The organism is Mycoplasma leachii PG50 (assembly GCF_000183365.1).
Classification (GTDB): domain Bacteria; phylum Bacillota_I; class Bacilli_A; order Mycoplasmatales; family Mycoplasmataceae; genus Mycoplasma; species Mycoplasma leachii.
On record NC_014751.1, the window covers coordinates 277,950 to 298,186 of the forward strand.

The following is a 20,237-nucleotide window of genomic DNA, read 5'->3' on the forward strand; positions in this document are numbered from 1 at the left end:
CTCGGGGCTCCCCCGAGATTTTTTATTATTCTTCTAATAAAGATTGTAATTCTTTAATATAATCACTAATTCCATTAATTAAAGGTAAATAAGTTTGTTCTTTATTAAAATCAATACCAGCATCTAGCATAATTTTTAAAGGTTCTTTATGACCACCTGCTTTTAAAAAGTCTAGTGTGGTTTGAATATTTCCATTCTTAATATCATCATATAATTTATAACTAGCAGTTACATCAATTGCATATTTATAAACATAAAATGGTGAGTGGAAAAAATGACTAATTCTAGGTCATCCATAACCTGATTTAGTATTATCATCTAATTTGTCAAATACTTTATAACCATAATCATTTTCAACTTCTTTAAATAGATTATTTAAAACTTCACTAGTTAAAGGAGTTTGTTTACTTACTAGTTGACTTGCTCTATATTCAAAATCAGCAAATTGAATTTGTCTATAAAATGTTGAAACTAAATTAAATATTCTTTCTTGTAATAAGTAAATTTTTTCTTCTTTTAACTTAGCATTTTTATACATGTAATCAAATAATAAATGTTCATTAATAGTTGAAGCCACTTCAGCTAAAATGATTGGATATTGACTTAGTGGATAAACTTGGTTTTGTTCTGAAAATAAAGTGTGAACAGAATGCCCGCATTCATGAGCTAAAGTATTGACTGAATTTAGTTTATCATCCCAGTTCATTAAAATAATTGGATCAACACCATGTCCACCAGTTGAATAAGCACCATCTCTTTTATTAGTATCTTCATAATAATCAATTTTGTTTGGTCCTCAAGCAATTTCTAAATTTTTTAAATATTCTTCACCTAATATGCTTAAAGCCTTTCTAATATGTTCTTTTGCTTGTTCAACTGTAAAAGTTTGATCATATTCTTTAACTAGTTTTAATTGTCTATCACTTGGATAAAATTTATCTAATTTAAAGTGTTTTTTAGTTAGTAATAAAAAGTCTTCTAAAGGTTTAATATATTTTTTACCAATTTCTAAAAGTTTTAAATAAATATCAACAGGAATTGAATCAGAACTTAAACTAGCTTGTAAACTTGAGTCATAATTTCTTAATTTAGTATCTTGATGATCTGATTGTAAAATTCCTTCATAAATTAAAGCAAAACTATGTTTTTTAGAACTAAAGTTTTTAGAAAATATTTCACTTGCTTTTAATCTTAAATCTTGATCTTTAACTGGATCTGAATCTTGTAGAATTTCTAAAAATAAAGAATTAGTTAATGTTTGATTAATACCTTTATAGTTAATTGTTTCTTCTTGTCTATCAGCATAAGCTAATGTATCATACATTCCTGAAATTGCAGTATAACCTTTAGATATTTTTGATAATAATTCTTCATCGTGTTCACTTAAAATGTGTTTTGCTTGTTCAAAAAATTTTTTATAACCATATAAATATTTTTGATAATCTTTAGTTTCTTTTAGTCATTTAGAAATAGTTTCAAAACCAATTTTTTTAGTTTCTGGTGAAATAAAAGAAGTTTCAATTTCAATATCTTGTAAGACATTCATTAATAAAGCTTCTAAAGTTCTATAAACTTCATCAGCTTGATTAGTGTCTCCCATTCTTGTATAAGTTGAAAGTTTGTTTGTAATAAAATTAACTTTTTCATCTAAATCTAAGCATTTTAAAAAAGTTTCTTTTTGATGTAATTTATTTTTAAAATTTTTAAATTCTTTAGAAATCTCAACTAAATAATCTAAATCTTTTTTTCATTCATCTTGATTTTTATACAAATAATCAAAATCTCATTTATATTCTTTTAAGGCTTCAGGTCTTTTCATTATTTTTCCTGACTTTCTAATTTTTTAATTAACTCAGCATTTTGTTCACTTAGTTTAGTAATAATTTCATCCATTTTTCTTAATGCTTGATCAAAAAAAGCAATTAAATTAGATTGAATATTAACTAGTTCTAATTTTTTGTTTATAGATTCTTTTCCATCTAATTCAAAAATTTCTTCAACTCTTTGTTTATAATTTTTCATACCAACATTTAAAGTTTGTAATAAAGCAGGTAATGGAATGTTTTCAAAATCAACATTAGTAAAAACATCTTCTTGGTTTTGAATAGTTTCTAAATCTTGATAGTCTTTAGTATCAAATTCAATTGGTTCTACATTTAAAAATAAGTTATAAATTTTAATAATTGATTTAATGTTATCTTGATGAATTGGAGTTGATAAATTTAATCCCTTAGCATCAATTTCACTAATCTCTTCAGTTGAAACAAATCCAATGTTTTCTTTAAAAATTTCAAATAATTCATTTTCTTCAAATGTTTTATTTTGTAAATCAATAATTAATGAATTAACTACTTTTTTATCTAAACCAATAGCTAGAAGTGTTTTTTCTTTATTAATATCTGGTCTTAAAATTAAAACAGCTGTATCTTTTAAAACTTGATTAGATTCGTTTAATTTTACAAATTGTTTTGCTTTATAAAATGTTCAGTTTTTTAATTTCATAATATTTTTCCTTAATTTATTTATTAAATATTTCAAATAGAGTTTTAACTAAAACTCCTTGACCTCTACCTTTAATACTATCAGTTCCAGCAATATCAAAATGAACATAAGGTTTATCTTCTCTAAATTCATTTAAAAAACTAGCTGCTTTTGAACTTTCTGCTTCATAGTTTTTTGTAGCGTTTGTAATATCAGCATTAATTGCGTCATTTCTAACTTCTTCTAAGTGTTCTTCATATAGTGGTAATCTTCACATTCTTTCACCACTAAATTTTGAAGCATTTTTAACTATTTCCCATCTTTTATCACAATGAGTAAATACTCCAGTAGCATAACTTCCTAAAGCTGAAACAACAGATCCAGTTAGAGTTGAAGCTTCTCAAATTTCAGTTGCTTGCTTTTCTCTTATCACATAAGTAATCCCATCAGCTAATACTAATCTTCCTTCAGCATCAGTATCATCGATTTCAACAGTTAACCCATTCATAGATTTAACAACTGATTGAGGCAAGGTTGCAGTTGATCCGATTCTATTATCTGTAAACATACCAATTCCAACAATATTAACTTTAGCTTTGATCTTAGCTAATGCCATAACAGTTGAAAGCATAATAGCAGCTCCAGACATATCAAATTTCATACCTTCTAAATATTTAGTTGGTTTTAAATTATACCCACCACTATCAAAAGTAATTCCTTTTCCAACTAGAGCTTTTTTTGGTTCATTTTCATCACCAACATATTCTAAAACTACAGCTTGTGGTTCATATATTGATCCTGAATTAACTGCTAAAAATAAGTTCATTCCTAGTTTAGTAGCTTCTTTTTTACCTAAAACAGTAACTTTAAGTCCATCTATTTCTTTTGCTTTTTGAATTATTTTTTCAGCTAAATATTCACTTGTTGCAATGTTTGATGGAGTATCTTGTAAAGTTCTTGTAAAGTTTACAAATTCCATTTTAATAGCTTCTTTTTGTTCTAAATTCTTAACATTAAAACTAGTTAATAAGTTATATACTACTTGATTTGGCTTATTATCTTTTCTATAACTTACTTTATCATATGTTTCAAAAGCAATTGTTTCATAAATTGTGTTAATTAATTTTTCTTTACAATCACATTCATTTAATAAATTAAAAAATGAATCAACATCAATATTAATATTGTATTTATTTTCTAAAACAAAATTTTTAAAAGCAATTTTTAGCTTTCTAAATAAATCCTTTTGATCTTTTTTAATTACCATATAAAAAGTTTTTTCTTCACTAATAAATGAGGTTGATAAATCAGTATCTACTACATACTTTTTATCTTTAACATCAGTTAAACAAACTAAAGTTAATTCTTCTTTTTTATCATTAAATTTAAGCATATATTCTCCTATCTATTTTAAAAATGATTTGACCTTAACATTAATTATAAAGAAATTTAATTAGTATTATAAAGTTTAATATTATTGTTAAAATCAATATAAAAAACATGTGCTTTTTTAACATATGTTTTTTAATTATTTAAAATAGATTCATCTAATAAAAATTCTTTTAAACCAACATAATAAATACCATTATTATCATGTCATGGAATTATATCTTCATATACAACAACAATTTTTTTAAAACTATCATTTACATTATTTAGTGATCTTGTTTCTTGTTCTTTTTTTTGAGAATCTCAAATACTATATGCTGATTGAATATAATATTTTTGATGATTTTTACTTGCTATAAAATCTATTTCTAGTGTTGTTCTTGTTCTTTTATTATTTTGATTTTGTTGTATTTCAACAATTCCTATATCAATATTAAAATCTCTTCTATAAAGTTCATTATAAATAATATTTTCCATAATGTGGTTTTCTTCATATTGTCTAAAGCTTAGCTTTGCATTTCTTAAACCAATATCAGTAAAATAATACTTTAAAGGAGTGTTAAAATATTTATTACCTTTTACATCATATCTAATAGAGCTTCTAATTAAAAAGGATTCTTTAAAGATGTTTAAATATTTTGATATGGTTGTGGAATTAATTTTAATATTTTTTTCTGATATAAAACGATTTGCAAGTCTTAAGGGATTTGTTAATGATCCAATTGCTGAAGAGATAAAATTTAATAAAGTATCTAGAATTTCACCAGTTTCACTAGTAAGAGAATTTCTTTCCAATATATCTTTAATATATGTTTCATCAAATGTATTTTTTAAATATTTTTGTTTTTCTTCGTCTGTTTTTAGATTATAAATAGCTGGCAACCCACCATATAACATATAGTGTTTTAATGCTTTGTCTTTATTTTCAAATAAATCATATATTTCAAAAAAAGATAAAGTATTTAAAGATATTTCATCACCCCTACCTCTAAATTGAGTAAGTATATCTGTAGATAGCATTTTTGAATTACTTCCAGTTACATAAACATCAAGATTTGGATTATTATAAAAACTTAAAAGAACATCTACAAAAGTAATTTTTTCTGTATTTGGAGCAAACTCATTTATTTCTGGTTCGCAATATTGAATTTCATCAATTAACAAATAATATTTTTTATTTTTATTTGTTATTTTACTTTGTATAAAGTTATTTAAAGTAGTTGGTGTTCTATACATTCTATTATCATAGCCATCTAGAGATATTTTTATAATTTGATCAGATGGAATATTTATAGAAATTAAATATTTATAAAACAAATTAAATAATAAAAATGATTTGCCACATCTTCTAATTCCAGTAATTATTTTTACTTTGCTGTTGTTCATTTTATTTATTAACTGTTTTAAGTAAAAATCTCTATTTATTATCATAAGCACCTCAAGGAATTTCTGTGTATTTACACACTTTTTCCTTATTATTATACTAAAAAGTAAGATTAGCTAGTTTTAAGTATAAGGAATTTCTGTGTATTTACACACTTTTTCCTTGCATATATTTAAAATTAAATCTAAAAAACATATTAGTATTAGCCTATTAATCAAGATGTTTTTAACAATTTGATATTACATTTTTATAATATTTAATATAGATAAAATAAAGCATAGGATTTTTTATGAATAAAAAAGAATATATAAAACCACCAACATTTTGAAATATCTTTTTATTTATACTACTAATTACTTTTGTTGGTTTTGGTGGTGGTAATGCAATTATGCCAGTTATTAAAAGATATGCAGTTGATAAATATAAATGACTAGATGAAGATGAATTTCATCAAAATGTAGTTTTAACAAATATGTTACCAGGACCAGCTGCTATTCAAACAACAGCATATATTGCTTTTAAATCTTTATCTAAATTTAAAGCTTATTTAGTTGTTAGTTTAGCTTCAATGCCACATACTTTTTTTGCTGTAGGATTAGTTTTTGCTTTTAATAAAATACCTACTCAATATTTAATAGTTGTTCAACTTGGGGTATTAATTGCAATTACAGGAGCGTTATTAGGATTTGGTTATAACTATTTTAAAAAGGGAAAAAAAGTAATGAACTTAAGCTTATGATTAGTTTTATTTTTAACTACTTTACTTTTTTCATTATTTGTTCCAACACCTTATAATGTTCCAATATTAGTAATGATTTTAGTAATAGCAATTTATTCAACTATTTTTATAATTAGAAGTAAAAACACAAAAAAAGTTGATTCAGATGAAATTAAGAAAGGAATAGAATAATGTTAAGTTTTATTGCTTTTTTAGTTACATTAGTTTTATTAATATTTGTTTCATTATCAGTATTTGGTGGTGGCCAAGTATTTATGCCAATATTTGTGTGATTATGAAAATCATTAAATAGTTGATTTAAAATTGAAATTTCTGAAGAATTTATAAATACAGTTTTTGCTGTATCAAATTCAACACCAGGAATTTTAAGTCCAAAGTTTGCAGCAATTACTGGTTATATGATCGCTCAAGGGCAATGATGAGGATTTGTTGCAATGATTTTTACTTATTTAGCATTCGTTTTACCTGCTATTTTTATGATGATGATTGCTATAAAATATTCTCAAAAATTTCATCAATCAACATTTTTCAAAAAATTAATTGATATTATGAATCCAGTTGTAGCTGGAATTATTATTGCTTTGGCTATTGAAATATTTATAAGTTGTATGTTTCCATACTTTGTATTTAATGAATCAGTTAGTGAATATTGAAAGTTTATAAATCAAAATAAACCAAATCAAAGTATGAAGTTTTTTACAGGCTGAAGACTAATTGCATTATATTGTTATGTTCCAATTGGAATTATTATAAGTTTATTTTTATATCTTAAAAAAGTTCCTATTTTGGGGTTAATATTTGCAAACATTATATTTTGTTTAGTATTATTTGAACCATGATTAGGATAAGTATAAAAATATATATTAAAATTTTATAATACTATAATTCTTGATTAAGTTCATAAAATACATTTTAACTAGAACTTTTTATATTAAATTAGCAACATACATTATTTTTTTGTATTAATTTAAATTTTAGATATTTTAATCAAAAGATTGACTAAAACAACTTCTAGGAGTTGTTTTTTTCTATTTATTAAATATAGTAAATAAAGAAAAGGTAAAAATATTTTTAATATGAAACATAAAATTTTATAGTTTGACAGAATGGAGATATAAATGAAAACACCAAAAGAATTTAAAACTTTTGAAGAGCAAATTGAAATTTTAAAATCTCGTGGATTAATAATTTCAAATGAACAAAAATCAATAGAAATATTAAAACAAGAAAATTATTATAATATTGTTAATGGTTATAAAGATTTATTTTTAAAAAAGTCTTTAGATGATAATCAAGATATATTCATTGAAAATACAAATTTTGACGAACTATATTCATTATTTTTATTTGATAGAGAATTAAGATCTATTTTATTAAAATACATATTAATTTTTGAAAGAGATTTTAAGACTATAATTGCATATAATTTTAGTAAAAAATATAATAAAAATAATAGAATAGGACACATATTTATATCCAGAAAATTATAAAGACAATTATATAGATGTTTTAATTTTATATCAACTATCAATCAAACAATAGTTTCAAAGAGTGAAAAAACTAATTATATTAAACATTACATAAAACAATATGGTCATGCCCTATTATGAGTGGTTGTTAATATTTTATCTTTTGGTAATATGATATATATGTTTAGAATTCTAAAAGATGATGACAAAAACAATATTATACTTTTTTATGTAAATAGATTCTTAGAACAAAATAATAAAGAAAATAATTTATGATTTAGAAGTGATTCTTTTTTATCATTATTAAAAATTTTAAATATTGTAAGAAATGTTTGTACTCATGAAGAAAGAATGTATAACATAAAATTTGATAGAGTTTCAACAAAAGATATTTCAGAAATGATAGGTTATAGTTTTTATGGAGATTTAAAGCTAGCAATTGTCTTTGTATTTTTAAAAATGATTTTGACTAGAAATAATTTTATCTCGTTAAAAGAAGAAATAATTATGCTTTTTACTAAATTTAATCACAAATTTGAAACTGTATTATTTAATAAAATATTGAATGAAATGGGAATAAAATTGGAAGATTTTTATAAATTGTAAAATTTTATTAATAAAAAGTAAAAAAAGTATTTATTTTTTTACATATTATATTAGTATAAAAGTAAGGTTCATGCCGGTTAAGTGTACGTCACCCCGGCAACAAGTGTCGGCTAAGTGTACGTCACCCCGACCCTTTTTTTATTTTTAAAAGTATTTTATTCTCCTATTTTTTATTGGTCCTAGATTCCAGTAGATTACTAAATAAAAGGAAAAACATATAAAAAACCTGGAGTTTCCAGGTTTTTTTCTATTTATTAGCAAGTAAATTATTAAAACTATTAACTAGGTATTCATCAATCTTACCATTATATGTAAATGATAATTGTTCATTATTAGTTTGATAATTATTTGCATTTTGATGAGTTATTGGATCGTAAAGATTTTTGAAGTTGTGATAAGTTCCACCTTCATTTTCTTCACCATCTTCTTGTTCTTCATTTTTGCTAGAAGGAGCGGATGTCATTTCTTCAATTGTTGAATCTAATGGTGAAGTTACTCCAACATATTCGGTTATTTTTGTTGAATTATCATATAAGAAATTAATAAATTCATATGCCAAATCTAAATTTTGAGCATCTTTATAAATAACTATATTATCTGAAAATACATTAGTTGATTCATATCTATTGTTTGAATCATGTTTTTTATTTGGTCTTCCATAAATATAGTTTATAGATTTTTCTGCTTTTTCATAATCTTCATCACCTTCATTATGAACATAATTGGCATAAGCAGCATCACCATTATACATAACAGCAAAATCAAATTTTTCTCTAACTACTAAACTTATTAGATCATCACTATGTAATGAAACACCAGTATTTGATAATAAATCAGATAATTCTTTACCAACAGCATCAATTTCAGATTTTTTTGTTAAGTTAACTTTTTGATAAAGTTTTTGTGATCCTAACATAAATACATTTTTTGGATCATTATTTAAAGCTACTTTTTTACCAACTTTTGCAGCTTTTCATAAAATATCTCAAGATAAACTAGTGTTATCAATTTCTATTTTATTTTTATTATCACTAGTATTATTATTGTTTTTAAACTTAATTCCAGAATCTTCTAGGAATTTTATATTTGATTCAGTTGGATTAACAACAATTACTAAATCACCTCATAGATATGGAATTGAATAATCTAGAATAGAGTTAGTATTTAAATATGTTCCTTTAGGGTTATTTGTTATTATTTCTTTAGTTTCATCTTCTCTATTAATAGGAGATTTAGCCATTAATTCTAATAAGCTTTTATTTACTTTTAGTTTTTTATAATCATTATTATTTTCATGATTTTTATTGAAATTCTGACTATTAAATTCTCCTCAAATATTTAACTTACTGTAATCAATTTTTTGTAAGTAATTTTCTGAAGCTAGTCTTTGAACCATATAATCACTTGGGATCATAATATCATAATCAACTGTATGAAGTTTATTATATAAAATTTCATTTGAGTTATAAATTTGATAATTAATTCTAATTCTTCTATTATGTTTCTTACTTGCTTGTTGTTCAAATTCACCAATTAGTGAAGGATCAATATATTCTCCTCAGTTAGCAACAACTAAATCATAAATATTATTTAAAACATAAGCAGCAGTCAACCCACTAAAAGCTCCAATTCCAATAAATGAAATTAAAATAGCTTTTCAAGATCTTGAAAAAAATGATCTAAAATGAGACACATTTTCATTTTGACTTGGTAATAATTTATTTTTTAGCTTATCAGTTTTTTGATTAATTTTTTGAATTAAAATTGTGGTTTTATCAATTTTTTGACTATAGATTTTAGTAAATTTATCAATGATAACTTGTCTTTTTTGATTTAAATTATTTAAAGCTTCTAAATCTGTTGTGCTCTGAATTTTTAAGTCAATATCTTTAGTAATTAAAACAGGAATATAGATTTTACTAATTAATATATTTAATTGATCAGTCAATTCATTAATTTTATTCTTTTTAATATTTTGTAAGTTTTTTAATTTTTCAACAACTAATTTTAATTTGTAATAATCTTTACCTTCTTCAAGTTCAATAATTCATTCTTCAAAGTATTTAATTTTTTTATTGTATCAATTAATTAATTTTTTAGAAGGTTTTTGTTCTTGAGATAAATCTTGTTTTAATAATTTAATTTTGTTTTGTAATTTTTTAACTTTTAAATTAGCAGTTTGCTCACGCTCTTTAATTACTTCGATTTGGTCTTTTAAAAATTCTACTTTTTCTTGTAAAGTTTCAATTTGTAAACTTAGTTTTGCAGCTTTTTTAACATCTTTTTCACTACCAAATTGTTTAATTAACTGTTTTAATTTTTTTTCTGATTTTTTTAATCTTGAATAATATCTTTCTTCTTTTTGGATTTTTGATTTTAATTTATATTGTTTTCATTGCAATTTTGAGATTTTTTTATCTAAACTTTTTAGTTTGTAAAAATAAATCTTAGTTTTTAAAACAAAGTATTTAATTCATAAAGAAAGATTATGAGATTTTTTAATAATAGTTTTAGTTTTTAAAATTTCACTTAGTTCATTTAATTGTTTATTTAATTTAGAAATTGTTTTTAGTTTGTAATTATTATTAATTAGTTTTTGTTTAGTTTCTAAACGAGATTGTTTGATTAAATTAATTGTATTTCAAGTAATAATAGATAAAGCAATTACTAAAACTAAACAAGTACCAAAAACAAAAATAAATGGTCTAGTTTTTTTAGCAGTATAAATGAATGTTGAAACATTAGTTTGCATACCACCAGTAAAATAAGAAATAATAAAATCATCAAAACTCATTGCAAAAGCAATAGCAGCAGCTGTAATAATTGCTGGTTTTAAAATAGGTAATATTACTTTAAACATTACTTGGTGATTTTTAGCACCTAAATCATAACTAGCGTCAATTAAGCTTGGGTCAATTTTTTTTAATCTAGGCATAATTGTAACTAAAACATAAGGAACATTAAATGAAATATGGGCCATAATTAAAGTTAATAGTCCAAATTTTAATCCCATAATTAAAAAAACAATCATTAGTGATACAGCTGTAATTACATCAGCATTGATTAAAGGAATATTTGCAATTGATACTCACTTGTTTTTAGTTACCCTATTAACTCTGCTTAATCCAATTGCTGCTAAAGTTCCGATCACTAGTGAAACTATAGTTGAAATTACAGCAACAAATAAAGAAGTAATAATTGATTTTATAAAAGGGGAATTTTTAAAAAATGATTCATACCAAGAAAAACTAGCATGAGTTCATTTAATAGTAGTATCTCCATCATTAAATGAAAAAATTACCATTGCTAAAATGGGTGCATAAATAAATAGTAAAACAAAAGCAAAATAACTTCTTTTTAAGAGTTTTTTCATTTTCTTTTATTTCCTTTCATTTCAAATTTATTACTAATTAGTTTCATAACAAGCATTAAACCAAATACTAAGATAGCTAAAACTACTGAAACAGCAGCACCATATCCAAAATCATTTCCTTGGAAAAAATAAGATTCAATAGCAGCAGAAACTAAATAAATTCGTCCTCCACCCATATAATGAACAACAATCAAACTAGTAGCAGCTTGAACTAGTACTAAGCTAAAAGCAGTTAGCACTCCAGGCATAGATGATCTTAAAGTAATAGATCAAAATGTTCTAAATTTTGAAGCCCCTAAATCTAAAGCAGCTTCTTCTAAATCAGTTTGTCTTGATTCTAATGAATCATAAATTGGAGCTATTGCAAAAGGTAAAAACATATAAGTCATACCAATAACAATAGCAATTGGTGTTCCTATTGCAAAATCAGCTAATAAGTAAAATAGAGTTTGTAATCCTAATACTTTTAAAAGCATAGAAATTCACATAGGCATTGTTACAATGACTCACATATTTCTAGCTAAAATTTTTGATTTCATTTGAGCCATCATTAAAGCAATTGGATATCCAATTAAAACGCATAGCATCCCAGCTACAATTGCATATAAAATAGATAGAAATAATGAATATAAAATACCATTACTTGTAAATAACTTAGCAAATTTCTCAAAAGAGATTTTAAATAATGTAATCCCATCTGCTGGTTGAATAAAGGCATAAATTAAGATTGAAACTAAAGGAAGAATAACTAAAATTACCATTACTAAGATAAATGGAGCTAGAATTGGTCACACTTTATCTTTTGAAAAATGAAATAATTTAGTTTTTGATAAATAATGATTAACATCTTTTACTTTTAATCTTAAAGATTCGCGTTTTTTTTGTTTTTCAATATTTTCAATAACTTGTTCTAATTCATCTTGATTGATAATTTTATTTTCAATTACATTATTATCTTTTAGATTTTTATTTTCCATTAATTATCAACCTCTTTTCACATAACATGAACGTTGGCTGGTTTTCACTTAATTGAAACTTGTTGATCTACATCATATTCATTGATTGTATGAATAATTCATTGTCTTTTTTTACTAGTTTCAACAACTATTTCTCAGTGTATTCCTTTAAAAGTTGTTTTAATAACTTTTGCATTAAAAAATCCATTATTTGGGTTTTTAATAATAATATCTTCTGGTCTAATGATAATATCAATTGATGATTCATTTTCACCAAAGTTAGTATCAATACATTCAAAAACTTTACCATCAAATTTAATTTTGTTATCTTCTAAAAAGATTCCATCAGTAATAATATTTGAACTACCAATAAAGTTAGCTACTCAAGCATTTTCTGGTTCATTATAAATTTCTTCAGGTGTTCCTATTTGTTGAATAGTTCCTTGATTCATAACAACTATACGATCACTCATACTTAAAGCTTCTTCTTGATCGTGACTTACCATTATAAAAGTAATTCCAATATCTTGTTGTAAACGCTTTAATTCTTCTTGCATAGTTTTTCTTAATTTAACATCTAAAGCAGCCATTGGCTCATCTAATAATAAGACTTTTGGTTTCATAACTAAAGCTCTAGCAATTGCTACTCTTTGTTTTTGACCACCAGAAAGTTCATCTATTTTTTTGTTTTCATATCCTTCTAAACCAACTTGACGAATTTGACGCATTACTTCACGTTCAATAATATCTTTTTTAGTTTTTTTAATAGTTAAGCCAAAAGCCACATTATCAAATACATTTAAATGTGGAAATAAAGCATATGACTGAAATATAGTATTAAATTGACGTTTATTAATTGGGATTGGAATTAAGTTTTTATCTTCAAATAAAATTTCTCCACTGTTTGGTTTTTGAGATCCACCAATAATTTTTAAAATTGTAGTTTTTCCACAACCACTAGGACCTAGAAGAGTGATAAACTCCCCTTCTTTAACATTAAAACTGATACCTTTTAATACAACTTGTCCGTCATATTCTTTAGTAACGTTTCTTAATTCTAATATATTATTTTCCATTTTTCTCCTTAATTTATTGTAAAAAGATTAGAATTTTAACAACAAAAGAAGTCATTAGACTTCTACTTAAGGGAGAGACTTTCAGTTTCTAAAACAGTTTCATTTATTTGAGAAAGAACAAACATAATTTCTAATCAAGATGTTAAAAATTTAATTGGCTCATCAATTATTTTTAGCATGTTTGCCCTCCTTTTTTTGTTTTACATTACATTAATTTTACTATCAAAAGATAATCTAAAAAGTTTTTGCCAATATTAAATAATAAATATTTTTTTAATATAAATCAATGCTAAATAACTTTTTTCTTGGTTTTTTAAATAAAAATCATTAATTAAAAAAATCTCTCCTGAGAGAGATTTGATTATTTATTTAAAGCTTTTTTAGCTTGTTTAACAATTTTTTTGAATTCCTCATTGTTATTAATAGCTAATTCTGAAAGCATTTTTCTATTAATATTAATGTTAGCTAATTTTAAACCGTGCATAAATGTTGAATATGATAATCCTTCTGGTCTAACTGCAGCATTAATACGAACAATTCATAATGATCTAAAATCACGTTTTCTTTCTTTACGACCAATAAATGCATAAGCCATTGAACGAATCACTTGTTCGTGTGCTTTTTTATATGATGATTTTTTAGTTCCAAAATAACCTTTAGCAAGTTTAATTCAACGTTTTCTTCTTGCTCTAGTTACTTTTCCATATTTAACTCTTGCCATATTCTTATTACCTTCCTATTATTGTAAAAGCCCTTTTAGATTTTTCATATCTACTTTGCTAATAATTGTTGCTTTACCTAGTTGTCTTTTTTGCTTAGTAGTTTTACCTGTTGCACGGTGTGATCTATAAGCTTTAGCTCTTTTTAGTGTTCCATTTGATTTAACAGTAACACGTTTAGCTAAAGACTTTTTAGTTTTCATTTTTGGCATAATCTAATATCTCCTTTGTTCTTAACTAATTTTTCTTAGGCACAATATACATATCTAGGAATTTACCATTTAACTTAGCTTCTTTTTCCATTTTACCAACATCACTAACTAGTTCAAAAAAATTATTTAGTGTTTGTTGTCCTAAATCAAGATATACAACTTCTCTACCTCTAAATTTTAAAGAAACTTTAACACGACTACCTTCTTCTAAAAATTCTTTTGCTTTTCTTGCTTTTGTTTCTAAATCGTGTTTTCCAATATTAACTGTAATTCTAATTTCTTTGTTTTCAATTTTAGTTTGGTGTTTTTTAGCTTCTTTAGATTTTTTTTGTTGTTCATATTTTAATTTACCAAAATTTACAATTCTAGTAATTACAGTACCATCAGGTTGTACTCCAACTTGATATAAATCTAAGTTTTTTGATCTTGCTATTTCTAAAGCTTGTCTTTTTGACATAACTCCTAAATTTTGCTTGTCTTCATCAATAACTAGTACTTGGTGAGCTCTTATAAACTCATTAACAGGATCTTGATTTTTTATTGGCCTTGAATTTCTGTTTCTGTTTTCCATCCAGTTCTCCTTAAAATAAAAAAATGTGCCATTAAAGAATTAGAAAGCACATTTTTTGCATATAACTAAAATAAAAAAGTTATTACCATTTTGCTAGTAGCTAATGGTGAGCACGTGCTTCTTTCTTAAACGATAATATTATATATATTCATCTAATTTAATGCAAGTAAAAGACAATAATTTCTAAATTTATTCAATAATAATTCAATTATTATCTTTATATAAAGGGTCAGTTTTATTAATATGGTCATAATAAAGAACACCAATGTTATGATCCATTTCATGTTGAAAGACTATTGCTTGATAGTTTCTTAAAGTTAAAGTTAGATATTGTTTAGTTAGTCAATCATAACCTTGAACAACAATTTTATAATGTCTTGGTACAAAACCTAGATGATCATTATCAACACTTAAACAACCCTCACCATTTTTTAAACAAGCAATTTGAGTTGAAGTTGAAATTAGTTTTGTATTAATCATTGCATATTGTTCTATTTTATTATTATCAAGTTGAAATCTTACATAAAATATATCTTTATTAACACCAATTTGTGGAGCTGCTAGTCCAACAGCTGGACGTAAGTAATCTTTATTATTTATATTGTTATTATTTTCATCTTGACTAAAAGTAACAAAATCAATTAATTTTTTAATTACTAATTCTTCATCATTATTTAAATTTGTAGGATCAATAATTTTAGTAGATTTTGTTCTTATAATTTCTTTTTTATGATCTTTAACTAATCAACTGTTTGAAGGAATTTTATCTTGTAACAAATAACTTTTATCCATATTTATGCTCCATTACATCCATATTATAGCAAAATAGATTTGTTATAATTAAATATAAATGATTGGAGTAATTATGCATATAATTTCTGGTAAGTATAAAAAGATGAAACTACAAACTTTAGACTCATCAATAACAAGGCCAACTTTAACAAGAATTAAAGAAGATATGTTTAATATAATTAGTAATTATTTTATTTTTGAGAATAAAATAAGTTTAGATTTATTTGGTGGTTCTGGTTCTTTATCTATTGAAGGATTAAGTAGAGGAATTAAATTTGCTATTATTAATGATTTAAATAAAGATGCTAATAAGATTATTTCTTTTAATTTAAAAAAAATTCCAACTAGTGATTATGCTTTATATCAAAAAGATTATTTAGAATTATTAAATTTATTAAAAATTCAACGTCAAAAAGTAGATCTAGTATATTTAGATCCACCTTTTAAACAAATAGACTATTATTATGTAGTTTTTGATTTTTTAATCAATAATAATTTATTAAATGATTGAGCAATTATAATTAGTGAAACAAATCAAAAATTAGATTTAACTAAAATTAAAGATCTAAGTTTATTAAAATTTAAAGATTATAACAAAAAATATTTATACATATTTAGATTGGAAAAGTAAAAATGAAAAAAGGTAAAATGATCATAATTTCAGGACCAAGTGGAGTTGGTAAAGGTTCAGTTAATGGAGAACTTTTACAAAATCCAGATCTACGTTTGAAATATTCAGTTTCAATGACAACAAGAAAACCTAGAAATGATGAAATTAATGGAGTAAACTATTTTTTTGTTTCAAATGAAGAATTTGCAAAGGCCATTGTTAATGATGAATTAATTGAGTATGCACATTTTGTTGGTAATTCTTATGGTACTCCTAGAAAATATGTTGAACAAGAATTAAAAAAGGGTAATAATGTTATTTTAGAAATTGAAGTAGATGGGGCTACTCAAGTTTTAAATAAAGAAGCAAATGTTTTATCTATTTTTTTAATGCCTCCAAATCTAACTGAACTAGCTAATAGAATTAGAGGAAGACAAACTGAAGATGAAGAAAAAATAAAAGCACGACTAGATAAAGCTTTATTAGAAATTCCTTTAAAACACAATTATCAATATGTAATTGAAAATGATAATGTACCTAACGCTGTTGCAAAAATTACTGATGTTTTACATTTAGAAGGTTTAACTGATATAAAAACTCCAACTGTATATGAAAGATTAGAACAAATTGTTGAACAAATTGTTAAAGAAAAATATATGTATTTTGTTAATAATTGAGAGACTAATGTTAAATTATTAGCTAAAAATGAAGAAGAAAAAAATAAAGCTAAAAACTTTGATGCTGAAACTTATTTAATTAAATTATTAACTAAAAAGGTATATCACAAAGTTTTAGGACATGGTGATTTTTCTAAATTACTAGATAAAGATTTTGTTGATTTTAAAATTCAAAAATTAATGTTTAAAATTAATTTCTTTAGTGTTGAACAAAAACATTATAATAATGATGACTTCTAGATCTATTGCTTTTGATATTTTAAAAAAAGTTTTTATTAATAAAGCTTATTCAAATGTTTTATTAAATAAAATTAGTAAAAAAAATTTAAATCAGCAAGATAAAGATTTTGTATTTAATTTAGTACATGGAGTTATTAGTAATAAAATTCATTTAGATTATTTATTAGCTAAATTAATTGATGTTAAAAAAACTTCAATTGATTTGCAAATTATTTTATTAATTAGTTTATATCAAATGATCTATTTAAATAGTATTCCAAATTATGCTATTGTTAATGAAAGTGTAAATTTAATAAAAACTACTAGTCAAAAACAAGCTAATTTTATTAATGCTATTTTAAATAAGTTTTTAAGATTTAAAGATAAATATTTAGAAATTAATTTAGCTAATAAAGACTTGGAATTATGCATACTTCACTCTTTTTCTTATGAACTTTATTTAATGCTAATTAAACAATATGATAAAGATATTGTTAATCAAATAGTTGTTAATAATCAACAAATACCAAAACTATATATTAGAATAAATACTTTAAAAATTACATCTGATCAACTTTTTAATAAATATAAAGACATTTATTTATTAGAAAAAACTAATGTTAATGACTGTTTAATTGCAAATAAAACAATTATCAATTCTGATTTGTATAAAAATGGTTTTATAACTATTCAAGATAAAGCTTCAATTTTAGTTAGTCAAATTTTAAATCCAAGTTTAAATGCAAAAGTTTTAGATATATGTAGTGCACCTGGTGGTAAACTTACTCATTTATCAATGATTTTAAAAAATACTGGAAATATAATTGCAAATGAAATAAATGAATCAAAAATTAAATTAATTAGAGAAAATATTAATCGTTTAAATTGTTTAAATATTAGTGTAATTAATATGGATGCTAGAAAAATTAAACAAAAACAAGAGTTTGATTATATTTTATTAGATGCTCCTTGTTCAGGGTTTGGAGTATTTAAAAGAAAGCCAGAAATTAAATTAAGATTTGATCAAACTCAATTAAATAACATTATTAATCTACAAGAAGAATTACTAGAGTCAGCTTATTATAATCTAAAAAATAATGGTGAAATGGTTTATTCAACTTGTACAATTAATCAAGATGAAAATCAAAATCAAATTACTAAGTTTTTAAATAGGCATAAAGATATGGTTAAACTTTATGAAAAACAAATCTTTGGTTTTGAAGAAAATACAGATGGATTTTATATTTGTAAATTAAAAAAACTAAAGGAGAATCATGAGTAATTCTTATAAAAGTATAGAACTTTTTGCTGGTGCTGGTGGTCTTGCTTTAGGATTAGAACAAGCTGGATTTGAACATATTGGATTAGTTGAATTTGATAAACAAGCAGTTGAGACTTTAAAATTTAATAGACCAAATTGAAATATAATTTTTGAAGATGTTCAAAAAGCTTCCCAGCGTGATTTAAAAAAAGAATTTAATCTTAAAGAACGTGAATTAGATTTATTGTCTGGTGGAGCTCCTTGTCAAAGTTTTAGTTATGCTGGAAAAAGATTAGGTTTAGAAGATACTAGAGGAACTATGTTCTATCATTATGCAACATTTTTAAATAAATTAAAACCTAAAATGTTTTTATTTGAAAATGTTAAAGGCTTATTAACACATAATAAGGGACAAACTTTTCAAACAATTTGTGATATATTTTCTCAACAAGGTTATGAAATTACTTATAAAGTTTTAAATGCATTAGATTATATGGTTGCTCAAAAAAGAGAAAGACTAATTGTTATTGGAATTAGAAATGATTTGACTAATTTAATAAAATTTGAATTTCCTAAAAAACATCAAAAAAAATTAGTTTTAAAAGATATTTTAAAAAACGTACCAAAAAGTGAATGTGCAAAATATTCAAAAGAAAAACAAGAAATATTTAAACTAGTTCCTCCTGGTGGATGTTGAAAAGACATTGATCAAAATATAGCTAAAAAATATATGAAGAGTTGTTGAAATATGCAAGGTGGAAGAACAGGTATTTTAAGAAGATTAAGTCTAAATGAGCCAGGGCTAACGGTATTAACTACACCTCAAATGAAACAAACTGAAAGATGTCATCCTTTGGAAGTAAGACCTTTTAGCATTAGAGAAAATGCAAGAATACAATCATTTCCAGATAATTGAGTGTTTAAAGGAACTATATCTAGTCAATATAGACAAATTGGAAATGCTGTTCCTTGTAATTTAGCAAAAGAAATTGGGTTAAGTATTATAAAATCTTTAAAAGGAATTAATGTAAATGAACGATAAATTTTTACTAGATTTTATTAAACAGGAAGATTTTGAAAAACACGCAATAGATACCATTAATCAATATAGAGAAACACTAAAATCTATTAATTTGAAAAAGTTTAATAGAAATATTATTGATCCAATAAAGCTTATTTTTGATAAAAACATTTTTAATAAAGAATTTAAAGAAATTATTGAATTAGAAATATCTAGACAAAGAGATAAAACAAATAACAATGTGATTGGTTATTTTCACCAAAACATTTTTAAATATATTAAAAATTGTAAAGTACCATCTCAAGGATGAGATATAATTTTTCAAGGCGATGAAAATACTTATTATGTTGAAATGAAAAATAAGCATAATACTATGAATAGTGTTGCAGCATCTGGTATTTATATGAAAATGCAAAATCATTTATTAAATTATGATAATGATGAAAAAAGTATTTGCGCACTAGTTGAAGTAATTGCTAAACATTCTCAAAATATTCCATGAGTTATGAAGATTGAAAACCAAAAGCTGATTGGAAATAGACGCATAAAAAGAATGTCAATAGATAAATTTTATGAAATAGTCACAGGAAACAAAAATTCTTTTAAAAATTTATGTTTATAGCTTCCTATAACTTTAGAAAAACTTGTAAATGAAAATACTTCTCTTAAAGTTGAAAAAGAT

Annotated in this window: 18 protein-coding genes and 1 pseudogene; 8 read left to right on the forward strand and 11 right to left on the reverse strand. The window is 23.6% G+C overall.

Going from position 1 to position 20,237, the window contains the following annotated elements; genetic code table 4:
- Positions 1 to 25: 25 nt before the first annotated feature.
- The 4 genes from pepF to MSB_RS01150 form a co-directional block, all read right to left on the reverse strand.
- Positions 26 to 1,819, reverse strand: coding sequence for an oligoendopeptidase F (gene pepF, locus MSB_RS01135; protein ID WP_013447547.1), 1,794 nt, complete (start codon positions 1,817 to 1,819; stop codon positions 26 to 28).
- Entirely contained in the window at positions 1,819 to 2,502 is a 684-nt protein-coding gene (locus MSB_RS01140) for a restriction endonuclease subunit S domain-containing protein (protein ID WP_013447548.1), read from the reverse strand. Before MSB_RS01140 ends, pepF begins: the two co-directional genes overlap by 1 nt.
- Positions 2,503 to 2,518: 16 nt before the next feature.
- A complete protein-coding gene (locus MSB_RS01145; RefSeq protein WP_013447549.1) occupies positions 2,519 to 3,874 on the reverse strand; it encodes a M17 family metallopeptidase in 1,356 nt (451 codons plus the stop codon).
- Positions 3,875 to 4,005: 131 nt separating this feature from the next.
- Positions 4,006 to 5,301: an ATP-binding protein gene (locus MSB_RS01150; protein ID WP_013447550.1), complete on the reverse strand. Its 1,296-nt coding sequence runs from the start codon at positions 5,299 to 5,301 to the stop codon at positions 4,006 to 4,008.
- A gap of 242 nt (positions 5,302 to 5,543) precedes the next feature.
- On the opposite strand from MSB_RS01150, the gene MSB_RS01155 reads away from it, so the two are divergent.
- From MSB_RS01155 to MSB_RS04570, 3 genes and pseudogenes are all read left to right on the forward strand, one after another.
- On the forward strand, positions 5,544 to 6,164 hold the full coding sequence (locus tag MSB_RS01155) for a chromate transporter (protein ID WP_013447551.1): 621 nt from the start codon (positions 5,544 to 5,546) through the stop codon (positions 6,162 to 6,164).
- Complete coding sequence (locus tag MSB_RS01160) at positions 6,164 to 6,841, forward strand: chromate transporter (RefSeq protein WP_013447552.1); 678 nt, start codon at positions 6,164 to 6,166, stop codon at positions 6,839 to 6,841. Before MSB_RS01155 ends, MSB_RS01160 begins: the two co-directional genes overlap by 1 nt.
- Positions 6,842 to 7,111: 270 nt before the next feature.
- Positions 7,112 to 8,068: pseudogene (locus MSB_RS04570) on the forward strand (Abi family protein).
- Between the two features lie 247 nt (positions 8,069 to 8,315).
- Here the strand turns inward: MSB_RS04570 and potCD are convergent.
- The 7 genes from potCD to def all read right to left on the reverse strand — a co-directional run bounded on the left by potCD (position 8,316) and on the right by def (position 15,767).
- On the reverse strand, positions 8,316 to 11,441 hold the full coding sequence (gene potCD, locus MSB_RS01175) for a spermidine/putrescine ABC transporter permease/substrate-binding protein (RefSeq protein WP_013447555.1): 3,126 nt from the start codon (positions 11,439 to 11,441) through the stop codon (positions 8,316 to 8,318).
- The gene (gene potB, locus MSB_RS01180) at positions 11,426 to 12,418 is read right to left on the reverse strand and encodes a spermidine/putrescine ABC transporter permease (RefSeq protein WP_013447556.1); all 993 of its coding nucleotides are present in this window, start codon (positions 12,416 to 12,418) and stop codon (positions 11,426 to 11,428) included. Before potB ends, potCD begins: the two co-directional genes overlap by 16 nt.
- Entirely contained in the window at positions 12,418 to 13,473 is a 1,056-nt protein-coding gene (gene potA / locus MSB_RS01185; RefSeq protein WP_013447557.1) for a spermidine/putrescine ABC transporter ATP-binding protein, read from the reverse strand. Before potA ends, potB begins: the two co-directional genes overlap by 1 nt.
- Positions 13,474 to 13,834: 361 nt before the next feature.
- On the reverse strand, positions 13,835 to 14,194 hold the full coding sequence (gene rplT, locus MSB_RS01190) for a 50S ribosomal protein L20 (RefSeq protein WP_013447558.1): 360 nt from the start codon (positions 14,192 to 14,194) through the stop codon (positions 13,835 to 13,837).
- 18 nt (positions 14,195 to 14,212) lie between these two features.
- Complete coding sequence (gene rpmI, locus MSB_RS01195; protein WP_013447559.1) at positions 14,213 to 14,404, reverse strand: 50S ribosomal protein L35; 192 nt, start codon at positions 14,402 to 14,404, stop codon at positions 14,213 to 14,215.
- Positions 14,405 to 14,429: 25 nt separating this feature from the next.
- A complete protein-coding gene (gene infC / locus MSB_RS01200) occupies positions 14,430 to 14,975 on the reverse strand; it encodes a translation initiation factor IF-3 (protein WP_011166421.1) in 546 nt (181 codons plus the stop codon).
- A 189-nt stretch (positions 14,976 to 15,164) separates the two neighbouring features.
- Complete coding sequence (gene def, locus MSB_RS01205; protein WP_013447560.1) at positions 15,165 to 15,767, reverse strand: peptide deformylase; 603 nt, start codon at positions 15,765 to 15,767, stop codon at positions 15,165 to 15,167.
- 58 nt (positions 15,768 to 15,825) lie between these two features.
- On the opposite strand from def, the gene rsmD reads away from it, so the two are divergent.
- Genes rsmD through MSB_RS01230 form a run of 5 tightly spaced genes read left to right on the forward strand, consistent with a single transcriptional unit; the run spans position 15,826 to position 20,177 of the window.
- Complete coding sequence (rsmD, locus tag MSB_RS01210) at positions 15,826 to 16,398, forward strand: 16S rRNA (guanine(966)-N(2))-methyltransferase RsmD (RefSeq protein ID WP_014584445.1); 573 nt, start codon at positions 15,826 to 15,828, stop codon at positions 16,396 to 16,398.
- 2 nt (positions 16,399 to 16,400) lie between these two features.
- Positions 16,401 to 17,294, forward strand: coding sequence for a guanylate kinase (gene gmk / locus MSB_RS01215; protein WP_013447562.1), 894 nt, complete (start codon positions 16,401 to 16,403; stop codon positions 17,292 to 17,294).
- Positions 17,284 to 18,555 carry a 16S rRNA (cytosine(967)-C(5))-methyltransferase RsmB gene (gene rsmB, locus MSB_RS01220; protein ID WP_013447563.1) on the forward strand — a complete coding sequence of 424 codons (1,272 nt, stop codon included), beginning with the start codon at positions 17,284 to 17,286 and terminating at the stop codon, positions 18,553 to 18,555. Before gmk ends, rsmB begins: the two co-directional genes overlap by 11 nt.
- On the forward strand, positions 18,548 to 19,576 hold the full coding sequence (locus MSB_RS01225; RefSeq protein WP_013447564.1) for a DNA cytosine methyltransferase: 1,029 nt from the start codon (positions 18,548 to 18,550) through the stop codon (positions 19,574 to 19,576). Before rsmB ends, MSB_RS01225 begins: the two co-directional genes overlap by 8 nt.
- Positions 19,566 to 20,177, forward strand: a complete 612-nt coding sequence (locus tag MSB_RS01230; protein WP_013447565.1) for an Eco47II family restriction endonuclease — start codon at positions 19,566 to 19,568, stop codon at positions 20,175 to 20,177. The genes MSB_RS01225 and MSB_RS01230 overlap by 11 nt, the downstream gene beginning before the upstream one ends.
- Positions 20,178 to 20,237 lie beyond the last annotated feature (60 nt).